Origin of the sequence: uncultured Zhongshania sp., assembly GCF_963975605.1 — a bacterium.
Classification (GTDB): Bacteria; Pseudomonadota; Gammaproteobacteria; order Pseudomonadales; family Spongiibacteraceae; genus Spongiibacter; species Spongiibacter aquimaris.
The window spans coordinates 1-21,263 of sequence record NZ_CAXBHN010000005.1 but is presented as its reverse complement, the minus strand read 5'-3'; the positions used below and the strand labels follow the sequence as shown (position 1 = coordinate 21,263).

The 21,263-nt window shown below is 51.3% G+C and carries 16 protein-coding genes; 10 read left to right on the top strand and 6 right to left on the bottom strand.

Annotated elements, in window-relative coordinates:
- The first annotated feature begins 91 nt into the window (after positions 1–91).
- The 6 genes from AAC007_RS06555 to AAC007_RS06530 all read left to right on the top strand — a co-directional run bounded on the left by AAC007_RS06555 (position 92) and on the right by AAC007_RS06530 (position 9,288).
- Positions 92–937 carry a MipA/OmpV family protein gene (locus AAC007_RS06555; RefSeq protein ID WP_339675417.1) on the top strand — a complete coding sequence of 282 codons (846 nt, stop codon included), beginning with the start codon at positions 92–94 and terminating at the stop codon, positions 935–937.
- Positions 938–1,030: 93 nt separating this feature from the next.
- On the top strand, positions 1,031–2,269 hold the full coding sequence (locus tag AAC007_RS06550; RefSeq protein ID WP_339675415.1) for a TIGR03862 family flavoprotein: 1,239 nt from the start codon (positions 1,031–1,033) through the stop codon (positions 2,267–2,269).
- A 17-nt stretch (positions 2,270–2,286) separates the two neighbouring features.
- Positions 2,287–2,541: a DUF2164 domain-containing protein gene (locus AAC007_RS06545; RefSeq protein WP_219043395.1), complete on the top strand. Its 255-nt coding sequence runs from the start codon at positions 2,287–2,289 to the stop codon at positions 2,539–2,541.
- A gap of 49 nt (positions 2,542–2,590) precedes the next feature.
- Positions 2,591–5,260 (top strand): PD-(D/E)XK nuclease family protein, encoded by a 2,670-nt coding sequence (locus AAC007_RS06540; RefSeq protein WP_339675414.1) that lies wholly within the window; start codon positions 2,591–2,593, stop codon positions 5,258–5,260.
- On the top strand, positions 5,257–8,616 hold the full coding sequence (locus AAC007_RS06535; RefSeq protein ID WP_339675412.1) for a UvrD-helicase domain-containing protein: 3,360 nt from the start codon (positions 5,257–5,259) through the stop codon (positions 8,614–8,616). The genes AAC007_RS06540 and AAC007_RS06535 overlap by 4 nt, the downstream gene beginning before the upstream one ends.
- A 90-nt stretch (positions 8,617–8,706) precedes the next feature.
- Positions 8,707–9,288 (top strand): hypothetical protein, encoded by a 582-nt coding sequence (locus AAC007_RS06530; protein WP_296435799.1) that lies wholly within the window; start codon positions 8,707–8,709, stop codon positions 9,286–9,288.
- Positions 9,289–9,296: 8 nt separating this feature from the next.
- Here AAC007_RS06530 and AAC007_RS06525 read toward each other — a convergent pair whose 3' ends face one another.
- The 6 genes from AAC007_RS06525 to AAC007_RS06500 form a co-directional block, all read right to left on the bottom strand.
- Complete coding sequence (locus AAC007_RS06525; RefSeq protein WP_339675409.1) at positions 9,297–10,385, bottom strand: CNNM domain-containing protein; 1,089 nt, start codon at positions 10,383–10,385, stop codon at positions 9,297–9,299.
- A 95-nt stretch (positions 10,386–10,480) separates the two neighbouring features.
- Complete coding sequence (gene sulP, locus AAC007_RS06520; RefSeq protein WP_339675407.1) at positions 10,481–12,241, bottom strand: sulfate permease; 1,761 nt, start codon at positions 12,239–12,241, stop codon at positions 10,481–10,483.
- Positions 12,242–12,252: 11 nt separating this feature from the next.
- Complete coding sequence (locus AAC007_RS06515; RefSeq protein ID WP_339675404.1) at positions 12,253–13,917, bottom strand: TIGR01244 family sulfur transferase; 1,665 nt, start codon at positions 13,915–13,917, stop codon at positions 12,253–12,255.
- A gap of 30 nt (positions 13,918–13,947) precedes the next feature.
- Positions 13,948–14,814, bottom strand: coding sequence for an MBL fold metallo-hydrolase (locus tag AAC007_RS06510; RefSeq protein WP_295873825.1), 867 nt, complete (start codon positions 14,812–14,814; stop codon positions 13,948–13,950).
- A gap of 46 nt (positions 14,815–14,860) precedes the next feature.
- The gene (locus tag AAC007_RS06505; protein WP_295873516.1) at positions 14,861–15,853 is read right to left on the bottom strand and encodes a cytochrome d ubiquinol oxidase subunit II; all 993 of its coding nucleotides are present in this window, start codon (positions 15,851–15,853) and stop codon (positions 14,861–14,863) included.
- A 3-nt stretch (positions 15,854–15,856) separates the two neighbouring features.
- Entirely contained in the window at positions 15,857–17,209 is a 1,353-nt protein-coding gene (locus AAC007_RS06500) for a cytochrome ubiquinol oxidase subunit I (RefSeq protein WP_339675398.1), read from the bottom strand.
- A gap of 251 nt (positions 17,210–17,460) precedes the next feature.
- On the opposite strand from AAC007_RS06500, the gene AAC007_RS06495 reads away from it, so the two are divergent.
- From AAC007_RS06495 to AAC007_RS06480, 4 genes are all read left to right on the top strand, one after another.
- Positions 17,461–18,768, top strand: coding sequence for a sigma 54-interacting transcriptional regulator (locus AAC007_RS06495; RefSeq protein WP_339675397.1), 1,308 nt, complete (start codon positions 17,461–17,463; stop codon positions 18,766–18,768).
- A 7-nt stretch (positions 18,769–18,775) separates the two neighbouring features.
- Complete coding sequence (locus tag AAC007_RS06490) at positions 18,776–18,943, top strand: hypothetical protein (RefSeq protein WP_339675395.1); 168 nt, start codon at positions 18,776–18,778, stop codon at positions 18,941–18,943.
- A 143-nt stretch (positions 18,944–19,086) separates the two neighbouring features.
- A complete protein-coding gene (locus AAC007_RS06485; protein ID WP_339675393.1) occupies positions 19,087–19,905 on the top strand; it encodes a Stp1/IreP family PP2C-type Ser/Thr phosphatase in 819 nt (272 codons plus the stop codon).
- Between the two features lie 126 nt (positions 19,906–20,031).
- Entirely contained in the window at positions 20,032–20,685 is a 654-nt protein-coding gene (locus AAC007_RS06480; RefSeq protein WP_339675391.1) for an FHA domain-containing protein, read from the top strand.
- The last annotated feature ends 578 nt before the right edge of the window (positions 20,686–21,263 follow it).

Genomic DNA, 21,263 nt, shown 5'->3' with positions numbered 1-21,263 from the left:
TTCTTTTTAAGCTTCGTATGCTACAAATTACGGCTAGCCCTTTTGGCTGGCCAAATAACACTGCATTACTCAGCCGATGAACGGAATGTTTATGCGCAATATGATAAGAATACTACTGCTGAGTTTACTTTCAATTGGCGTCGGTGCGGACGAGCTTGAGCGTCTACCGAAATGGGAGTTGGGCTTGGGATTGGCTGCCGTCAATTTGCCGGATTACCCCGGAGCCGATCAGAGCCAAAGCTACGTATTGCCCTTCCCGTATATTATTTATCGCGGCGCTCGCTTAAAGGCCGGACGCGAAGGTTTGCGGGGCCTGTTGTTCGAAAGCAAGCGTTGGGATTTGGATATTTCGGCCGGCGGTAGTTTACCGGTGAACAGCGAAGACAATCGCGCCCGCGAAGGCATGAACGACCTGAGCGTTAGCCTTGAACTCGGGCCATCATTGCGATTGAAGTTTATCGACACTCCCGATCAAAAACTTCAGCTACGCCTAAATGTGCGCGCACTGTTGGCGGCCGATGATTTTCCCGCTCTCGATTATGAAGGCTGGTTATTTAATCCCGAGTTACGCTGGCGCAAGCATTACGGTGACAGCCTAATTCTTGGCGCGGGCATGCAATTGCGCTACGGCAGCAAAGCCTACCACGACTACTTTTACGGCGTGGCACCGCAATTTGCCACCGCAACCAGGCCAGTCTATCGCTCGGAACGTGGCTACAATAGCCTGGGTGTAAACGGTTTTGCGGCTTTGAAGCTCGACCAGAATTGGCGGGTGACAGCCAGTTTAGGCTACTACGATCTACAAGACGCGGTATTCAACGATAGCCCCCTATTTCGCAAAAATAGTGGCGCATATTTCGGCATTTCTCTATCTCGGATCTTATGGCGCTCAGAATCCACCGTCGGCCCAGCACGTATTGATGACATCGCCTTGTAGCGAAAACATAGGCTAAACCCTAGCATCGCAGCCGGTCTCAATGCTCAGCAGATTGCGGTACAATCTGCGTTTCATCTATTCTTGAGCCGCCCCATGCCCGATTCTGCTATTCATCTTTCTGCCGTCGTCATCGGTGGTGGTCCTGCAGGGCTGATGGTCGCAGAACAGCTAAGCAAAGCGGGAATAACTGTTGATCTATACGACGCGATGCACACAGTGGGACGCAAATTCCTGCGGGCCGGTATTGGCGGCTTAAATCTTACCCATAATGAAGGCTGGGATGACTTTGTTGGCCGCTTTGGCCACAAAGCTGCCGTGCTCAAGCCCGCGCTAGACGCCTTTAACGCCATCAACTTACGTAGTTGGGCGGCTGATCTAGGGGTCGATACCTTTGTTGGCAGCTCGGGGCGTGTTTTCCCCGTCGAGAAAAAGGCCGCTCCCCTTTTACGTCGTTGGCTGAGCCGTCTGCGTGAAAACAGAGTACGCATCCACAGCCGGCATCGCTGGCTGGGCTGGAACCAGCAAGATGAACTACTAATTCAAGGGCCAAGTAGCATACTAACCATAAACGCAGCGCTCACTTTTTTCGCCCTCGGCGGCGGTAGCTGGGCGGCGCTTGGTTCGAATGGGCACTGGCTACCCAAGTTCGCCGAGCGTGGAATAAGCTGTGTGAAATTTAGACCCAGTAATTGCGGATTTGAATACCCCTGGTCGGCGGATATGAAAAGCAATTTTAGTGGCACCCCGCTAAAGTCCATAGCCGTTAGCATCAAAGACCGTAACGGGGCTGAGTGGCGTCAGCGCGGTGACGCGGTTATCGCCGATTACGGTATTGAGGGTGGTCCTGTCTACGCCGTATCCGCCCCCATGCGTGACGCAATAGAACAGAAAGGCGAATGCACAATACACTGGGATCTCGATCCCGATCGCTCGCTGGAAAAATTACAGCAGGCGATAGCAAAGCGCAGAAGCAAGGACTCCCTCGCCAATGTGCTGCGAAAGCAGTGCGGGCTTAGTGGTAGCAAGCTGGCACTGTTTAAAGCCTTGACCAGCAAGGAACAAATGGCCGATATAGATGCGCTACCCGCTCTTATCAAACATCTTCCACAAACCTTTGGTGCTACTCGTGCCTTAGACGAGGCGATTAGTACCGACGGCGGAATTTGCTTTACGGCCTTAGATGATAAGCTGATGTTAAAGCAAATGCCGAATACCTATTGCGTAGGTGAAATGCTTGATTGGGAAGCGCCGACGGGAGGCTATTTACTGACAGCTTGTTTCGCGACGGCAGCGTGGGCGGCGAAGGCGGCAGTCGCTCGCAAAACGGTTTAAACATTTACGGAGGTGGCATGGCCATTATTGAATTTTCAAAAGAAGAAAAAGACATCATTATTGCGAAAGTACAGCGCTATTTTGAAGACGAGTTACATCAGGATATTGGCAAATTCGATGCAGAGTTTTTAACTGACTTCTTCTCTGAAGAAGTGGGGGCCTACTTTTATAACCGCGGTTTAAACGACGCAAAAATGGTGCTGGAAGATAAATTGGCGGATATCAGCGATGCACTTTATGACATTGAGAAGCCAACTAATTTTGTAAGATGAATTTTGAATTTTTTGTAGACTTTAAATAAGGGACTATTCCGTGGCGGCAATGGCATTACAAGATCTATTAAGTCTCAGCGGCCACTGTGTTGTACTCATGCCCAGCGACGCCAGTGCGCGACAGTGTCGCGACCGCATAGCGCGCTTGCGCGGCAGTCACGATCAAGCGTTTATCGAAACTGTCACAGTAGTGCCAGTAGATCAGTGGCTAGCGGAATTGTGGGATGCCACCTTCCCTTCTAAACAAGTTCTGCGCCCTATTCAGCTGCTGGCCCTGGCGCGGGACATCATTGAGAGCAGCGATTTTTATCCAGAAAATTGCCTGAATAGCATGGCAATTACCCGCCAGTTTGTAGATGCTTTTCAATTGCACGCCGAATACCAGCTCAGCGACGATGAAGACTACTATCGCTTCTCCACAGAGTATCAGGCGTTTTATCGCTGGCGTCAGCAGATGCAGCAACAATTGGATACGCAGTCGGCATTGAGTGGCCAGCAATTACCTGCGCATTTAGGTGAATTACTCGATGAGTCCGGTTTAGATTTGCCGGACCACATAGTGTTGCATGAAGGTTTGGATCTCAGTCCAGCAGTGCACGCGTTTATATATCGCTGTGCTGAAAAAACCTCGGTCTCCACCTTGGCTGAGATTCTTACTGCCGAGCTTCCGCCGAGATTTAGCGCTGCCCAGCAAATAGAGCAGGAGTGCCAGGCGGTTGCCGCGTGGTTGCGTGATAAGTTTGCCGCAGAGGCTAAACCAGAAAAGCCATTGCAGGACGCACTGTTCGCGATATTAGTGCCGGATATGAAACGCTATCGCGGCGTCTTGAATAGCGTTTTGCAGCGGCAATTTTATGCCGATGGATTATTTCCTAACGCAGAAAAAGAAGCGCGAGAACCCTGGCTATTTGAGTCCAGTGAAACTCTCCTATCCTATCCGCTGATCATGTCTGCCTGGGACTTAATATCGCTGAGTTCGCGGGCCTTACCGCTTGAGCAGCTCAGCCGAATTTTACGTTCACGCTTTGTGCGCGGCTGGCCGGAGTCGCGCAGTATTCGAGCGAGCTTAGACATTCGCTGGCGAGAGTATCTCAGCCCAGAAACCACTTTGCGCAATGCCCTAGGTCTTGCCCGCAGAATGGAAGCGGATGAGCCCAGTGTCAGTGATTTTTTGCATGATCTTGCGGCCATGCTCAATGTCATGCCCGCCCGTCAACTACCGTCGGCCTGGGTGAGATTTTTTGATCAATTGTTGCTCACGGCGGGCTGGCCCAATGCCAGTGATGACGATGTTGTCGTGCAGCAATGTCGGCGTGGCTTTAGTCAGGCGATGGATGTGTTCCGCGCCTTAGACCGGCAGCTAGGTGACATAAAACACGACACGGCGCTCGCTTGGCTACAGCATATTTTGAGTACCAAGCGTTTTTCTGTCAGCCGCGATTGGCCCTGTCCGGTACGCATCATGGAATACGATGACGCACTGGGTTTGAGTTTCGATGCGGTGTGGATAATGGGCTTGGATGACAATGCTCTGCCGCGTCGCGTTGAGCCCTCGGCGTTTTTACCTTTGGAACTACAGCAGCAGGCTAAATATCCTGACAGTGACCCCAGCCTTTGTCTGCAACGCGATCAGCGGTTGTTGGATAGTCTTCTGCGCTCTGGGCCGGAGGTGCACCTAAGTCACTGCCGTGAAAACGAAGTGGGTAGCCCGCTTGGGCCTTGTACTTTACTCGCCGGCTACGATGAAGATGAAACGTGGCTTGCTGAAAGTCAATTTGTTGCGCGGGGCGATATCGCGCTGCCAGCCATAGATACGGTGCGCGGCATTAAGCCTGAGCAGCGAGCGACGGTGCGCGGCGGCACAGGTTTGTTTAAAGAATATGCCAGCAGCCCTTTTTTCGCGTTTCTAAAATACCGCTTAAACTTGCGAGAATTTCCTGTACCGGCCGAGGGCTTGGATCATCGCGTGCAGGGTATTCTCATTCACGACACTATGCAGCATGTGTGGGAAACCCTAAAAACCAAAGCGGCACTGGACGCCTGCAGTACATTGCAGTTAGAGGCACTAGTCAGGGCGAGCTGTGAGCGCGCCCTTGAAAATCCTGAGTTAAGCGCGCTGCGGTTTGGCGAGTCTTTGTTAAGCATTGAAAAAGAGCGTGTTATCACTTTGGTGTGCGCGTGGATGAATAAAAACGAACGCCGTCGCCTGCAGGATTTTAAGGTGCTATCCACCGAGCAATTAACGGAAAGCGAATTAATGGGGATTCCGCTGCGAATCCGCATGGATCGCATCGACCAAATAGGCGACAAACGCTTAGTTATCGACTATAAAACCGGCACCATCGATGGCCGTTCTCTCAGTGTTGATAATTTAACGGAGCCACAGTTGCCGATCTATGTTTTGGCGCAAAATAATGCAGCACAGCAGCTAGACGGTGTGATGCTGGCGCAGCTTAAAAGTCCCGATGATTTAAAAATCCATATGCGCAGTAACTGGGCGAACAGTGTTTTAGCCAAAAAGCCTCATGCCAGCGATGTCGATACTGCAGAAAAATGGCAGGCAGAATTAGAGGCGTGGTCAAGCGCCTTACAAGAAATGGCAGAGGGTATTTTAGCGGGCAATATTGAGCACGACTTTAGTCAGAATCACAGTCGCGGGTTTAGCGCTTTCTTGCTGCCGCTGCTGCGAGATTTAAGTATTGAGGAGGATGCGCAATGAGCCAGTATCCTCGTCCCCCAGATCAAGATCAGCGCCAGCAGGCAGTTGATCCGCGCCACTCAGTTTTAGTTAGAGCGCCGGCCGGCTCCGGTAAAACCGGCGTGCTGTTATTGCGCTATTTACACTGCCTGTTGGCAGTTGAGCAACCAGAGACAGTGGTTGCCATTACGTTTACCAATAAGGCTGCTGGCGAAATAAAAGAGCGGGTAATGTCGGCTTTGCAAGACGGTACCAAGGCTCTGGTCAGCGCAGCGAATGGCGATGATATAGAGCCCGCCGGCAGTGGTTTTGAACACGATATTCGCGAAGCGGTATGTAAAGTCCTGGCCAAAGATGAGAAGAATCACTGGCACTTGTTAAAGAACAGTGCGCGCTTGCGCATCACGACCTTTGATAGTTTTTGTGGCAGTTTGGTTAGGCGTTTACCATTGTTGTCGGGCTTAGGGGCGGCAGTGCCGTTTACCGACGCCGACGCGCTGTATCGCGAGGCGATTCTGAGTTTGTTTCGCCAGTTAGACGAAAGTAGCTGCCCCCCTGCCCTCGCTACCGCGCTGCAAAAATTATTGGCCTACGGAAGTAACCGTATAGAAACCTTGCTGCCCTTGTTGTCGGCATTACTGTCCAAGCGGGATCAGTGGCTGCGAGACGTGATTAGCGGCGATCTCGACTTGATGGAAGCCGCCTTGGCAGACGAGGTGACATCGCAATTTGAACCCGCGTGGGCGTCGCTGCAAGACTTAAATATTCAACAATTGATCAGCGCATTTATGGCGTCGTCGTCGGCGAACGAAGATCACGCTTGGGCTGCAGATTTGCGCAGCGCCGGCGAATTGGATATTGCCGATTTTGATTTGGTGCAGCAATTAGCCAGCGCCATGCTCAGCGGTAAAGGGGAGTTGTATAAGCCCCGCTCCTTAAATTACGCGGGACTGAAAGCGGGCCAGCCGGGTACAGCGGAAGCCAAGAGTTGGCTAAAGGGCTTGGAAGACGAGGGCTTGTTTGATGAGGCATCGCAGGCCTTGGCGGCGATAGCCAGTTTGCCGCCACCGTATTTTCCTGACAGCAGCCGCGAATTAGTTGGCCATTTTAGAATCGCCCTCGCCTATTTACTGGCGCATTTGCGTCTGAGCTTTGAACACAAAGGCGGTGTCGATTTTGGCGAAATTGCCCAGCGAGCCATTACTGCGCTCAGTGCCGAGCACGGAGAAGCGGTGGGCGATGCCCTGTTAATTGAAGATCGCGTGCAGCATATTTTAGTTGATGAAATGCAGGACACCTCAGTCAGCCAAATTGAGTTGCTAGAAGCACTCTGCCAAGGCTGGGAAGAGGACGACGGTCGCAGCGTATTTTTCTGTGGTGATTTGCAACAGTCGATCTATGCGTTTCGCGGAAGCTTGGTCAGCCTGTTTGATGAGTTGCAGCAGCGCGGTAGTTTTGCTGGCAAGACCTTGCTGCCCTTGCAGTTGAAAGCAAACTTTAGATCGTCGCCCGACCTGGTTAATTGGGTAAATGATTGCTTTAAAATATTGTTCACCGACCGCGGCCGATACTATGAGGCGGCACTTCCCCAGCGAGACAATGCCGGCAAGGTTGTCATTCACCCGCAGGTGCTGGGTCAAAAAGTAGAAGCCAAATTGACTGCCGGTCAGGCGGAAGCGCAAGACATTGTAGAATTAATACAGCAGGTTCAAACCCGCGATAGCATTGCGGGTAGCACCTCGTCGGTAGCGATATTGGTTCGTAATCGCGGCCACCTAAAACATATTGTCCCAGCCTTAAAAACGGCTGGAATAACCTTTTCTGGTCAAGATATTGATAGCTTGACCACTACCCCCGCGGTCATGGATTTTATGGGTCTGCTCCGCGCCTTGTGGCACGAGGCCGACAGCGTGGCGTGGGCGCGGGTGCTGCGCGCCCCGTTTGTGGGCTTGAGTTGGGATGATCTTCTCTCGCTGCGCGAGGCCGGTGGCTTGCTTCGCGATACCCTGATGAATTTTGAGACCTGCGCGCCAATAAGCGAGGACGGTAAGCGAGCACTCACCCATCTTCGGGATACTATTAATTGGTTGGAGTCTTGTCCGCAGAGCCGTGACTTGCGCTGGGCGCTGCGCAGTGCCTGGCATTTACTGGGTGGTCCAGCTTGTATTGAGCCACATCAGCAGGGTGATATTGATCGGGTATTGGCCTTGCTTGACGAATACGCTCCGGCGGGATTGTTAGAGGATATTCGCGCTTTGGAGCGCGCCCTCGAAAGACTTTACGCGACACCGCCGACTAGCAATATTGAGTTGATGACCATTCACAAATCCAAGGGCTTGGAATTTGATGTGGTGATCTTGCCGGGCACCGGTGCCGCAGGTCGCAATGCCGACCGCGAGCTGCTCGCTTGGCAGTGGATTCGCGGCCACATGATATTTGCACCCAAGCCGCAAAGTTCGGGAGCGGATCCCGCGGCGGAAAAGCTATATAGCTATATGAGCGAGCGTCAGGCCCGCGCCTTAGATGAAGAAATTGACCGCTTAATCTATGTGGCTCTCACCCGTGCCAAAAGTGAGCTGCATGTGTTCGGGCAGGCGAAAATGAATAGCAAGGGAGATGTGGCGGCAACGTCCGGCAGCGTCTTGCATCGCCTGTGGGATAGTGTCGGCGACGATTTTGAACGCTGCGACATTATCGAGACAGATGACGCGATTGCGCCGCTGCGGGTGCCAATGGCACCTCGTCTGCGGAATTTGCAGCGTGTAAGCGAGCCGGTTTGGCAGCCGCCGATGCCGCCGGAGTCGCCCTTGCAGCGCGCCCAGCGTCAAACTGAAAATGCGGTATTAGAAGATAATATTGAAGATCGCGCCGTGGGTATTGTGTTTCACGAGCTGATGGAGCGGCTGGGACGGAGAAATGACCGCGACCAATGGGTTGCAGACCACGATCGTTTGCAGCGTGGTGTGACTCAGCGCCTGCGCCATCACTGCCATCCTGAGCCCGGTCTTGATGAGAGTGTTGCGCGGGTAATGAGCTTGGTCAGCAATACCTTAAATTGTGAGAAAGGTCAGTGGATTCTGTCCAGCTATCAGTGGCAGGCCAGTGAGCAGACCATTCGCCGCATGATAGGTGGGCAGTGGCAGACCTTGATTTTGGATCGGGTTTTTATTGATCAGAACCGCTGTTGGATCGTCGATTACAAGACGGCCACCGCAAAAGGCAATGTAAAGCGCTTTTTCGAAGAGCAAGCTGAGCGATATCAAACAAAAATGCGTATTTATCAGCAAGCTTTGTACGCAACTGGGGTAGAATGCGCGATTGCGACGGCCTTGTATTTTCCCGCCCACCAGCATTTATTGGTTTTGGATGAAGCCTAAGTTGTCTAGACTTGGTATGGCGGTGCCTTGCTCGTGAAACAATATAATATATTTGGCTTGTTTGAGCCGATTTTAGGAATAACTTTGTAAATGAAACACCTGCTTGGCTTTACACTCATATCGATGCTGCTAATGGGCTGCTCGCAATTCAAGACGACCAAGGTAATTGCACCTGTAAATTTACAAAAACCTGTGCAGCTTGAAGAAGACCAGCAGCTAGATGAACCCAGCGATGTAGAAAAGCTGGCGACTAGTGAGTCGCGGAAGATGTTACTGGGCAAATGGTATGGCATTCGCAAAACCGCCGACGGTGGCCAAAAAGAATGGCTGACTGAGCGTTCAGCCGATGGTACATACCGTGTTGATTTCCGCTTTGTGGCGGCCGATGGCACTGCGCGCTCGCAGTCAGAGGTTGGTTTTTGGGGCGTGTCTGGCGATATCTATTTTCGTATTTTCCGTGGCTGGGTTACCGTTGAAGGCATGAAACCAGCCGATCCAACCGTGGCCGAGCACTACGACGCATATAAAATCGAAGGCCTGGACGATAGCTACTTCAATTATGTGCATAAGTCGCGCGGCCAGCAGTACACGGTAAGGAAAATGCCAGGTGATTTTCGTTTGCCGATCACGGTTAAAAACCAGGAAACCGAGCCTCTTACCTTTAGCTATTAATCAGTTCGTTAACTCGTTCTGGGCGCCTGCCACGAGGTGGCGGCGCTAATCTTATCATCGTCAAATACACCAAGGCGGCGCGCCCTCTTCGCCCATAGCTCGCGGGCCAGCGCCTGCATATCAATAGCGGTGTCGGTTTCGTCTACAATTTCCATGCCTAGCATGGTTTCCACTAAATCTTCCATCGTCACCAGGCCCATTACACTGCCGTATTCATTTACAACCAAGGCAATTTGCAGGCGCATTTCGGTGAGGTTTTTAAGCAGCTCTGGTGTCGGCAGTGTTTCGGGAACAACGAATAGCTCGCGACGCAAACTGCTTAGTGGCGCGTCTGCGGAGCGGGACATGGCAAGCATAAGCTCATCTTTGCGGACGAAGCCGGTGATATTGTCGGGATCATCGGCGTAAACCGGGATTCTAGAAAAAAGAATGACGTCGTTGCCCTCCACCACTTCTCTAACACTCGCGGTTTCTGGGACGCTAAAAATGACTAATCGCGGCGTCATTACATCGCGTGCTTGCAGCGATCGAAAACGAATTAAACTGGCGACCGCTAAGGATTCTTCCTTGTCCAAGATACCTTCGCTGACGGCAACTTCTGCTAAGGCGACAAACTCTTCGCGACTGATAGAGTGTGCCCCTGCCCCGCGCGACATTAAGCGCGTCAGCACCTGTGCCATTGCCACCAATGGGGACATTGCCCACATGATAAATCGCAAAATAATCGCACATGGCGGCGACAATTGACGCCAGAATAAGGCGCCAAGAGTTTTTGGAATGATTTCAGACACGAAGAGAATTAATAGGGTGAGCACCGCCGAAATAAGCCCAAAATAGGCCTCGCCAAACAGCGCTGTTGCCTGCGCCCCTGCCCCTGCCGCGCCCACTGTGTGGGCGATCGTATTGAGACTTAAAATGGCGGCGAGCGGTCGGTCTATGTCGGTTTTATAAACGCGCCACAGTTTGCCGTTGCGATGGCCGCGCTCCTCTTCTGCGGCAATATACGACGGTGTAACGCTGAGTAGGACAGCTTCTAGTACAGAGCATAAAAAAGAAACGCCTAAGGCGATGGCAACATAAATCAGCAGTAAGAGCATAGCGGAGTCGGTTTAAAAGTGTAGGGATGATTGCCGCATTGCCGGCGCATAAAGTCAAGCACTGTTGGCGCATAGGCATCGAGCGGAGCATCTCCCTATATAGTCCAGTTCGGTGTGCCACCCTCTTCCGATTTTGCATTTTGGGCAAGAATTTTTTTAACGCCAAGGTGGTGAGATAGAAAAATTTCACCACTTAAATGCTTTATAAAATCTGTTGTTAAAAGTATGTCACTTACCGGCCCCTTTACTTCAGATAAATGCAGCTTAATTCCACTGTCACTTAATCGCTGGTTGATGGATTCCAGTGCGTCTAAAGCGCTAAGGTCAATTTCATTTACTGCGGTACACATTAAAATAACATGGTGTATGGCAGGATTTTTTCCAACAAGTTCGTAAATTTTATCTTCAATAAATCCGGCGTTGGCGAAATACAAACTTTCATCAACTCGCAGAGATAGAATTTCACTGTGGGTGATTACTTTGTGGCGATTCACATTGCGATAGTGTTCTGTACCGGGAACTTCGCCCACGACCGCCATATGTGGTGTCGAGGTTTTATATAAATGTAAGGCAAGAGACGCAAACACACCGCAGGCAACGCCGCTTTCTACGCCGGCAAGCAGGGTGACCAATAAGGTTGTGAGTACCGCTATAAAATCGCTGCGAGCGTAGCCCCAGCTGCGTTTTAAAATAGAAAAATCGACCAGCGATAACACCGCAACAATAATGGTTGCGGCCAAGGTTGCTGTGGGTAAATAGGCGAGATAAGGGGTGAAAAACAAGGCGGCCATGCCAATGCCGACAGCGGTAAATATGCCGGCGGCGGGGGTCACGGCGCCAGCATCATAGTTAACAACTGAGCGTGCAAAGCCGCCAGTAACAGGGTAACCACCGGAAAAGGCCGCAGTAACATTGGCCGCGCCCAAGCCAATAAGCTCTTGGTTTGGTGAAATTTTTTGACGACGCTTGGCTGCGAGGGTGTGGCCAATAGATATAGATTCCACGAAGCCAATGATTGAAATAAAAATAGCGGAGACGATTAATTCTCGCCACGCGCTGTGGTTGATATTGGGTATCTGTAAGGTCGGTAAACCGCTTGGTATTTCGCCAACAAGCTTAACGCCATGCTGGCCGAGATCAAAAGTGTAAGCTACCGCGCTGGTCGCAATAATACCGATGACTGGCCCAGTTTTAGATAGCATTCCTGCCGCTTTGTCGCTCAGCCCGGTGCGTATTAACAGCGGCTTTAAACCGCTTCTTACCCAAAATAAAAATATCAATACCGGCAGGCCAACGGCAAGGGTGTAGAGATTGGTATTTGCAATTTCACTGAGTAATGCCGTTATTAAATGAAATAAATTCTCGCCCGATGCACTTATACCTAAAATATGTTTTAACTGACTTACGGCAATAATTATTCCCGATGCGGTTATGAAGCCAGCGATGACGGGGTGGGATAAAAAATTTGCTAAAAAGCCCATACGAAAGATACCCATACCCAGCAGGAATAGGCCGGAAAATAGTGCTAATAATAGCGCGGCTTCAATATAGCTGACGCTGCCCTGAGCCGCGATATGGCTTATCGCAGAGGCCGTCATCAGTGACACCACCGCGACGGGGCCGACGGATAGGGTGCGGCTGGTGCCAAAAATTGCGTAGGCTAGCAAGGGCAGCATACTCGCATACAAGCCCATTTCCGGAGGCAGTCCCGCTAGCAGCGCATAGGCCAAAGATTGGGGAATGAGCATGATGGTGACGATAACCGCCGCTAACAGATCGCTAATCAAGGTGTCACGTTGATAGTCCGCGACCCACGTTAGAATCGGAAAGTAGGATTTAATCGTTTTTATTTTCAAGTTTATATTTCCTAGGCTTCATCGCTCATTACTGGGTTTACCAACCACTCTTTACCTTTGAGCATACCGCGCCAGTAAACGGGCGGTAGTAGTTTTTCTTTTAAAAACCACGCCGCGCGTGTTGGTTTGGTGCCGTCAATGATCCATTTCGGAAAACTCGGTAAAAGTGTGCCGCCGTATCCGAATTCAGCCAATACAATTTTGCCGCGCTCTACCGTTAGCGGGCAGGAGCCGTAGCCATTGTATTTCGCGACGAGGTGGTCACCTTTGATGTCGGCAATAATATTAGCAGCCACAATTGGTGCTTGTACCCGTGCTGCGGCAGCGGTTTTGGCATTGGGGGTATTGGCTACGTCGCCCAGCGACCAAATATTGCTATAGCGCTTGTGGCGAAGGGTATATTGATCTACATCTACCCAGCCGGCCTCATCCACCAGTGGGCTGTTGCGGATAAAGTCGGGCGCCGTTTGCGGCGGGCACACGTGGATCACATCAAATTCACGGCTAATAATTTCGGTGCTGCCATCGCCTGTGGTGGTTTCAAAGTAAGCGGTTTTTTTGTCGCCGTCGATACGCACCAGTTTGTGATTAAATTTTAATTCGGTCTGGTATTTTTTGACGTACTCCATCAATGCCGGGACGTAGTCGGCCACGCCAAAAAGCACGGCGCCAGCGTTATAAAATTCGATATTAATATTTTTTATGTTTTGATTTTTGAACCAGTAGTCGCCAGACAAATACATGGCTTTTTGTGGCGCCCCCGCACATTTAATCGGCATGGGTGGCTGGGTAAATAAGGCGCGCCCCCCTTTTAAGTTGCGGACCAAATCCCATGTGTAAGGCGCAAGGTCATAGCGGTAATTAGAGGTGACGCCATTACGCCCCAGGGTTTCGCTGAGACCTTCGATTCCAGCCCAATTTAGTTTTATACCGGCGGCAACCACGAGGCGCTGATATTTAATGAGTCGGCAGCCTTCAAGGATAACGGTGTTACTGTCCGGGTCGAAGGCAGCGACCGCGGCCTTTATCCAATCGGCGCCTCTGGGTATCAGCGATGCCATATCGCGCATGGTTTGCTCAGGCGTAAATATCCCAGCGCCAACCAAGGTCCAGCCGGGTTGGTAATAGTGTTTGTCGGCCGGATCTATAATCGCTATTGATAGTGCTTTGTTTCTGGCTAGCAAGCTGGCAGCCGTCGAGATACCCGCTGCGCCGCCTCCAACGATAAGCACATCGTAGCTTTTCAGCGCTTGCATTTCGCCGCTTTTGCCAGCAATTCGAGCGGCTACTCCGCTCATGTCGTAACCCGCTTCTTTGGCCGTGGCAACAATATCGGCCAGCGGTAGCTGCTTGGCTTGGTTCAGCGCCCACAGGGTAGTGGAACGCATACCGCTGCGGCAGTAGGCGTGAATAGGACCGTCTTGCTGAAGTAATTTGCCAAAGGCGGTGGCGTCATCATCGCTCACCTTACCGGTGACCACTGGTAGGTAGTGACATTGAATATTGTGTTCCTCGGCGGCTTTTGCTATTTCAGAAAATAGCGGCTGATCCGGGCCTTCGCCGTCTGGGCGATTGCAGATAATGGTCCGAACTCCCCGTATGGCAAGCTCGCTAATATCACTGGCAAGCAGTTGATCGGAAACGCTTATATTTGCATTTAATTCTTTAATGTTCATCGTAATTCCCTGACCATTTGGGTGGGTGGTTTAGAGCAGGTTTAGCGGCAGCTTAAGGTAGACCACCTCATTGGTGTCGGCCTTGGGTAAATGGCCTGCGCGCATATTTACCTGCAGGGATGGCAAAATCAGTCTGGGCATACCTAGGGTTGCGTCGCGCTTTTCACGCATGGCAACAAAGTCACTTTCGCTAATACCCTGGTGAACATGAATATTATGTTCGCGCTCTTGCTTGACGGTGGTCTGGTACTCAACGTCACGATCATTCGGCATGTAGTCGTGACACATGAAGAGACGAAGATCGTCAGGTAAGGACAGAATGCGTTGAATGGACTGGTATAAGGTTTTGGCGTTGCCACCGGGAAAGTCTGCGCGCGCGCTACCGCCGTCGGGCATAAACAAGGTATCGCCTACAAAACCCGCGTCGCCCATGATGTGGGTCATACACGCCGGTGTATGGCCGGGGGTGTGCAGGGCGTGGCAGCGCATTTTGCCAACAAAGTATTGGTCGCCATCGTTAAATAGTTGATCGAACTGGGAGCCGTCGCGGCAGAAGTCGGTGCCCTCGTTAAAGATTTTGCCAAAGGTGGTTTGCACTGTGGTGATCTCGGCGCCAATGCCAATTTTGCCGCCCAATTTCTCTTGAATATAGGGCGCGGCAGACAGGTGGTCGGCGTGGACATGAGTTTCAATAATCCATTGCAGCTCAAGATCGTGGTTGCGGATATATTCAATTATTTTATCTGCGCCATTCAGGCTGAGTCGGCCTGCGGCGTAGTCAATTTCCATTACCGAATCGACCACCGCACACGCATTTGATGCCGGATCTTTTACCACGTAGGTAAAGGTGTTGGTGGGTTCGTCAAAAAAGGCCAGCACGTCAGGTGTGACGCTCATGTCGGCTTTAAAAGGTAGTGTGTTCATTATAAATATCCTATTAAGTTCATTCGTAAGACAGCGCGGTCGCTTTGCCATGAAATATTCGATAGACAAAAAAGGTGTAAAACAAAATGACGGGTAGGGTGATTACTACGCCGACCAAGGTAAATTGCAGCGATTTCACTGAGGCGGCGGACTCCCATATTGTGAGGCCACCAATAACGATGTCAGGGAAAATACTGTAGGCCAGTCCTAAGCTCGCCATTAAGCAGATAGCGACGGTGCAGGCAAAGATCAGCCAGCTATAGCCTTGGTTGAGCACGGTCGGTTTGTTTAACGCCATTACGATGACGCCATAGCAAAATACACAGACCATTGGGATCGGCATTAAGTACAGGGCGTTAGGCAGGGTAAACCATTTCTCGGCAATGCTACTGCTCACCATCGGAGTGGCGATAGACACCATAAAAAGCCCTAAACCCATTGGCCAGATTGCCATGCGCGCCCAGCCGATGGCTTTATTGCGCAAATCGCCGTCGGTTTTCATCAGTAGCCAGCCGCAGCCTAAGATTAGGTAGAGGGCGGGTAGGGTCATGGCGATGAGGGCGGAGAATAATAGGCTGGTGGTGGAGCTTTGCAGACCGGTGATGTAGGCGCCGAGCATCCAACCTTGGGCGACCGATGCAATCAGGGAGCCGCCGAAAAATGCCTTATTCCATAGGCCGCGACGGTGGTCGCCCGCCTTTACCCGTAAATCAAAGGCGACGCCGCGCAGAATTAAACCCATTAACATGAGGGTCACGGGTAGATATAAGCTGGTGAGAATAATGCCGTGGGCAACGGGGAAGGCGATCAGTAGCACGCCAATACCCAGTACGATCCATGTTTCGTTGGCGTCCCAGAACGGCCCAATGGAGGCGATCATCATGTCCTTTTCCGCTTCGTCAGCCAGCGGTACAAGCAGACCGACGCCAAGATCGTAGCCGTCGAGGATGACGTAGATCAGCAGAGCGAGGCCCATGATGCCCATGTAAATGATTGGTAGCCAATATTCCATTGCTCAGGCCTCCTTGTTTGTAGTTTGGGGTGCGCTCACTGCTGTGAGGCTAAGAGACGCAGCGGGTTTGCGTGACAGGTTGAGCAGGGCGCCAATATAAGAGGCCAGCAAAAAGCCATACAGCAAGATATAGCCGATCAAGGTGCCGCCGACGGTGGCGCTGCTGTGGTCTGCTACCACGTCTTGCACCTTGAGCACGCCGCTCACAATCCAGGGCTGGCGACCAATCTCGGTAACATACCAGCCTGCTAAAACGGCGACCCAGCCTGAAAAGGTCATGGCTGAGAGGGCATATAGCAGCGGTTTTGTTGGGGTTTTGTTATTTCGCAGCTGCCAAGCCGCCCACCACGACACCAGCAGCATCAAGCCGCCTACCGCCAGCATCACGCGAAACGACCAAAACACGATGGCGACGGGGGGATGCTCGCCTTCAAATTCGTTGAGACCTTTTACTTCGCCCATGGGGTCGTGGGTAAGAATGAAGCTTGCCGCGTAGGGCACTTCAATCGCGTAGCGGTTGCTGCGAGTGTTTTCATCGGGGAGTGCAAAAATCGTGAAGGGCGCGCCTTTCTCGGTTTCCCACACCGCTTCCATAGCGGCGATTTTGGCGGGCTGATGCTCCAAGGTATTCAAGCCGTGAAAGTCGCCGACCAGTATTTGAATAGGGGCGAGTACGGCGGCCATCATCACGCCTGTTTTCATTACCTTCCAAGTGGCGGGGCCGTCGACATTGCGCAGCGCCCGCCAAGCGCTCACACCTGCAATCACAAAGGCAGAGGTCAGCAGGCAGGCAATAAGCATGTGGAAAAAGCGGTAGGGAAACGATGGGTTGAAGATCACCTCCATCCAGCTGTCTACCATTACCACTCCGTTTTCTAGGTAATAGCCAGTGGGGGTTTGCATCCACGAGTTAAGGCTGAGGATCCAGAATGCCGACAAGGTTGTGCCAAAGGCGACCAGAAATGAGCTGATTAAATGCATGCGGTTAGACACGCGGTCTTTGCCGAATAACATAATGCCGAGGAATGAGGCTTCTAGGAAAAACGCGCTGAGCACTTCGTAGCCCAGCAGGGGGCCGGCCACATTGCCGGCTTTTTCCATAAAGCCTGGCCAGTTGGTGCCGAACTGAAAGCTCATGGTAATGCCAGATACCACCCCCATCGCGAAGGTCAGGGCAAAGATCTTTACCCAAAACAGGTAGGCGTACTCCCACGCTTGGTCGCCGGTTTGGGTGAAGCGCAAACGAAAGAACAACAGAACCCAGGCCAGGCCAATGGAGATGGCGGGGAATAAAATATGAAAGCTTATATTGGTCGCAAATTGGATGCGGGCCAAAATGAAGGGGTCGAAATCCATATTGATCATCCTAATGTGAGTTGCGCATTTGCTTTCGATTCATCCGCTGGCTGTCGCAATCTTCGCCTGTGGTACTTACCACCATAGAGCAATGCACATGCCATGCATGTAGTACTTGTGGCTATGTGCAGTAAGTCATTGGTTTGTATATAGTATTTTATAAATCCGAAGAGCCTTGCCTCGTTTGCGCTGGTAAAACCTTCGCTTAATTGTCATTATTGACAACAATAAATGACAGAAATGACAATGCCATGCAGCTCATAGCAAAAGACTCAGATAAAAACGTTGCCTATATGCTCGATGGTTTCGACTACCCAGCCATATTGGTGTCTGCCGATTACAGAATACTGGCAACGAATGAGCTATACCGTTCAACATTTGGTGAAATTGATGTCGCCAAGGAGGCGCGCTGCTATCAAGTCTCCCATGGCTATCAGGTGCCCTGTGATCAGGCGGGAGAAAGTTGTCCCTTACTTGCCTGCAAAAGCTCTGGCAGCAAGGAGCGAGTGCTACACGTTCACACGACGCCACGAGGCAAGGAGCATGTCGATGTAGAAATGCTGCCAATTCACGGTGAAGACGGCGAACTGAAGTATTTTGTCGAAATTCTAAAGCCGGTTCATATCGCCAGTGCAGAGCTGAGCACCCAAAATATGGTTGGCCGCAGTCCGGCTTTTAACGCCCTGGTTGAAATGATTAATTTGGTGGCAAGCAGAGATACTTCGGTACTACTAATGGGGGAGTCAGGTACGGGAAAAGAATTAGCGGCTAAAGCCATTCATGAGGCCAGTAGTCGCAGTACAAGACCCATGATCACCGTTGAGTGCGCGGGATTGACGGAAACCCTGTTTGAAAGTGAGTTGTTTGGCCACGTTAAAGGCGCGTTTACCGGTGCAACATCGAATAAGCGCGGACTATTAGAAAGCGCCGAGGGTGGCACCTTATTTCTGGACGAAATTGGTGATGTACCCTTGGGTATGCAGGTGAAATTACTGCGCTTAATTGAAACGGGTAGCTACCGAGCGGTGGGTAGCACCGAGCTTAAACGCGCAAATTTTCGCTTGATATGCGCCACTCATAAAAATTTATCTAACAATGTAGCCAGTGGCGAATTTCGTGAAGACCTTTACTATCGAATTAATGCTTTCCCAATTGTCTTGCCCCCGTTGCGCGAGCGTGGCGACGACATCGCATTGATTGCAAAATCGATACTCGAAAAATTCAGCAAAAAAGATATGTATCGACTGACCGAGTCGGCGATCAAACTACTAGAAAAATGCTATTTTGCGGGAAATGTTCGCGAACTTCGTAATGTGCTCGAGCGCGCAATTATTTTTGCGCATTCGAATATTATCGATGTGAAAATACTGGGGCGGTGCATGCTAGATGTTCGTCCGCATAATGATAAGAACGAAGACAAGTGGCAAGATTTAAAATCTAGAGAGTTGCAGTATTTGAATGAACTATTAGCGTTTTGCGATGGCGATAAAGCGCGGGCTGCGCATATAGCGGGTATTAGTCTGCGGTCGTTCTACAGAAAGTTCGGCGTCGTAAGGTAGCTTGGTAATGAGCGCGACGGTCGACGATATTTGGTATAGCGGTAATTTTAGTGATGCCGTGCTGGCCGATCCAGCTTTGGGCCGAATAGATGCGCAGGCTAGTGCTTTATTTTTCTCCCCTGGCAGCGCGGATGCCGGTGGGTGTGGTGTGCTAAACCGACTAAATAGGATTTGAGTTTACTCGTTGGTCATGGGTCATCGTGGTCATTCCGGTTTCCTGAGTCCTAGCCGGCGTTCGGTTTATATCGAGCCGCGACATTGACCATATTAAAAGCCGGTGACTATACTCAGGTCTCATCTCGGCATAAGCGTAAAATAATGGACGATAAAACAGTAATACGCAGCTTTGGCGTCACCGACATTGGCAGGGTGCGCAGTCACAACGAAGACGCAATATGCGTAGCCGAAGATCAAGGGTATGTATTAGTGGCCGACGGAATGGGTGGCCACAACGCGGGTGAAGTGGCCAGTGCCTTGGCAATAGAAGGCTTTACCCAGTTTTTAGCAGCGGATCACGACGGCGACGACTCGGTTGCGGAAATATCTGAGTTTTCCGGGCAAACCATCGCCCTGCGAAATGCGGTGCAGGCGGCAAACGCCATCATTTTCGGAGACGCTCAGCGCAATCCGGAGCGCCAAGGCATGGGCACCACCTTGGTATCAGCGAGTTTTAACGGCAGCTGTCTCGCGGTAGCCCATGTTGGAGACTCCCGCCTGTATCGATTCAGAGACGGCTTTTTAGATCAGCTCACGACCGACCACACCTTGGTTCAAGAAATGATCGATCGCAAAGTGTATTCCGAAGAAGACGCGCGAAACTCCCGCAATAAAAATGTGATTACCCGCGCTTTGGGCCTTGCTGATATTGTTGAGGTCGATCTTTTGGAATCCCTCTTGCGTGCTGGTGACCTGTATTTGCTGTGCTCCGATGGCCTGACAGGCATGGTTGAGGATGCTGAGATCGCAGATGTTTTAGCTAGCTGCCAAGCTGATCCGGAAGCAGCCGCCAAGCAATTATTGAAAATGGCGAATAATTCCGGCGGCAATGATAATATTTCGATTATTGTAGTGTGTGTAGATAAAGTAGTCGCTGGGCAGGAAAGCTCTTCAGAGGAAGAGCTAGACTGGTTTGATTAAAGGGTTAATAGGCAAGGGCATCTCTGATTAATCCGCTGAGACATTACCGAATTAATTAGAGTTGCCCTAGATCGATACGCTGCCGTGCCTCATTAAGGGAACGCAGGTCAAAGACGGATAAGGATTATGGCTAAACTGGTTCTCAGCTTTCAGGGTAGAGTACTTGAGGATTTTCCCTTAAATAAGGAGAGAATCTCTCTTGGTCGTGCCCCCGACAATGATATTTGTATAGAAAATTTGGCGGTAAGTGGCCGCCATGCCGCCGTTGAAACGGTACTTAAAGATTGCTTTCTAGTTGATTTGGGCAGTACCAACGGAACCTTAGTTAACGGTACGGCGATCACTCGCCACCAGCTTCGCAATGGTGACTACATCACAATTGGTAAGCATTCACTTACCTTTCACAGCGAATCCTTTGGCGGCGGCGAAGCCGAGGTCGAAAAGACGATTGCGATGCGGCCAAGCAGTAAGCGCGCCGAGCCAGCACCGGTAGCGATGATTGCTAAGCTGCAGGTACAGAATGGCGGTTCGGCGGGTCGTGAGATGACCTTGAATAAGCCGCTAACCAAATTGGGTAAGGTGGGTTTCCAGGTAGCGGCAATTAGTCGTCGACAGCAAGACTATTATCTCGAGCATATTGAAGGTGTAGATGGCCGGACGCCGAAGTTGAATGGTGTCGAGATTGGTCTACAACCTCGCCAACTCAGCGCTGGCGATGTGATTGAAATTGCCGGTACGCAATTAAAGTTTGTATTGGTAGAGGCGCCGCCAGAAGTTTAAGCGCCGCTTGTCTAGGGCCTAACTACAAAAGGCACGACGTAATCGTCGTGCCTTTTTCATTTGTGGCAGGTGGGGGGATTGGCAATATCGCACCGCTATCCAGATCGGGGAAAGCAGTTCGTAGCTTGGGTTGAGGAACGACAAGCTTTTAAGCTGGGCGCCGATTCGGGCGCCCCGAAGGGGTTTATCAAACCCAACATGGCGGGGTGGGATGCTCTACCATGTTGGGTATGACTCGGCGCACCGCACCTCGGCCTGACGGCCAGCAGAGCTGCTCAAATTTGTTCCATACAAATTTGTCGCTACCGCTCCACCCAACCTACAGCGTCACACGTCATTTACAGTTCGTAGGTTGGGTTGAGGAACGAAACCCAACATGGTGGGGTGGGATGCTCTACCATGTTGGGTATGACTCGGCGCACCGCGCCTCGGCCTAACGGCCAGCAGAGCTGCTCAAATTTGTTCCATACAAATTTGTCGCTACCGCTCCGCCCAACCTACAGCGTCACACGTCATTTTCAGCTCGTAGGTTGGGTTGAGGAACGAAACCCAACATGGTGGGGTGGGATGCTCTACCA

Bases quoted from the DNA above. Each gene is read 5' to 3' on its own strand.
- AAC007_RS06555 (WP_339675417.1), top strand. From the start codon at position 92: ATGCGCAATATGATAAGAATACTACTGCTGAGTTTACTTTCAATTGGC.
- AAC007_RS06550 (WP_339675415.1), top strand. From the start codon at position 1,031: ATGCCCGATTCTGCTATTCATCTTTCTGCCGTCGTCATCGGTGGTGGT.
- AAC007_RS06545 (WP_219043395.1), top strand. From the start codon at position 2,287: ATGGCCATTATTGAATTTTCAAAAGAAGAAAAAGACATCATTATTGCG.
- AAC007_RS06540 (WP_339675414.1), top strand. From the start codon at position 2,591: ATGGCATTACAAGATCTATTAAGTCTCAGCGGCCACTGTGTTGTACTC.
- AAC007_RS06535 (WP_339675412.1), top strand. From the start codon at position 5,257: ATGAGCCAGTATCCTCGTCCCCCAGATCAAGATCAGCGCCAGCAGGCA.
- AAC007_RS06530 (WP_296435799.1), top strand. From the start codon at position 8,707: ATGAAACACCTGCTTGGCTTTACACTCATATCGATGCTGCTAATGGGC.
- AAC007_RS06525 (WP_339675409.1), bottom strand. From the start codon at position 10,385: ATGCTCTTACTGCTGATTTATGTTGCCATCGCCTTAGGCGTTTCTTTT.
- AAC007_RS06515 (WP_339675404.1), bottom strand. From the start codon at position 13,917: ATGAACATTAAAGAATTAAATGCAAATATAAGCGTTTCCGATCAACTG.
- AAC007_RS06510 (WP_295873825.1), bottom strand. From the start codon at position 14,814: ATGAGCGTCACACCTGACGTGCTGGCCTTTTTTGACGAACCCACCAAC.
- AAC007_RS06505 (WP_295873516.1), bottom strand. From the start codon at position 15,853: ATGGAATATTGGCTACCAATCATTTACATGGGCATCATGGGCCTCGCT.
- AAC007_RS06500 (WP_339675398.1), bottom strand. From the start codon at position 17,209: ATGGATTTCGACCCCTTCATTTTGGCCCGCATCCAATTTGCGACCAAT.
- AAC007_RS06495 (WP_339675397.1), top strand. From the start codon at position 17,461: ATGCAGCTCATAGCAAAAGACTCAGATAAAAACGTTGCCTATATGCTC.
- AAC007_RS06490 (WP_339675395.1), top strand. From the start codon at position 18,776: ATGAGCGCGACGGTCGACGATATTTGGTATAGCGGTAATTTTAGTGAT.
- AAC007_RS06485 (WP_339675393.1), top strand. From the start codon at position 19,087: ATGGACGATAAAACAGTAATACGCAGCTTTGGCGTCACCGACATTGGC.
- AAC007_RS06480 (WP_339675391.1), top strand. From the start codon at position 20,032: ATGGCTAAACTGGTTCTCAGCTTTCAGGGTAGAGTACTTGAGGATTTT.